Below are 726 nucleotides of genomic sequence, written 5' to 3' on the forward strand. Positions count from 1 at the left end.
ATTTAGAATATTACTAAAAAAATTCTATAAACTTATGCGTTGTTTACTCATAGTATCCTCCGATTTTAAACATTAGCTTTATATTAGTACAATCTACCGTGTTTAACAATATGAACATAAGTCAAGTCCAGACTCCTGTGTAAAATGCTATACAATGTTTTTACCATTTCTACTTATCAAAATTGATGTATTTTCTTGAAGAATAAATCCATTCATCATGTAGGTCCATAAGAACGGCTCCAATTAAGCGATTGGCTGATGTTTGATTGGGGAAGATGCGAATAATCTTTTCTCTTCTGCGTACTTCTTGATTCAGTCGTTCAATTAGATTGGTACTCTTTAGTCGATTGTGGGAATTTCCTTGTACGGTATATTGAAAGGCGTCTTCGAATCCATCATCCAATGATGCGCAAGCTTTTGAATATTTTGGTTGATCGATATAATCATGAATCAATCGATTTTTAGCCTCACGCGCTAAGTTAATATCTGTGAACTTAAAAATTCCTTTAACAGCTTCTCTGAAAGATTTTGAATTTTTTTTAGGAATGGTGGTAAAGATATTTCTTAGGAAGTGAACTTGGCATCTTTGCCAACTTACGTTGGTGAAGGATTTTCTAATGGCAGAGACTAATCCTTTGTGCGCATCAGAAATAACGAGTTCCGTACCTTGTAAACCGCGTTCTTTTAGGTATTCAAAAAATGTTGACCAGGTATCTTCGCTTTCGC

1 pseudogene is annotated in these 726 nt (G+C 34.4%); it reads right to left on the reverse strand.

Going from position 1 to position 726, the window contains the following annotated elements:
• Positions 1 to 169 precede the first annotated feature (169 nt).
• Positions 170 to 726, reverse strand: a pseudogene (locus tag KA858_RS10435) (IS256-like element IS256 family transposase); the annotation flags it as partial.

The sequence above is a fragment of the Staphylococcus sp. GDX8P80P genome (assembly GCF_017893095.1).
Lineage (GTDB): Bacteria > Bacillota > Bacilli > Staphylococcales > Staphylococcaceae > Staphylococcus > Staphylococcus borealis.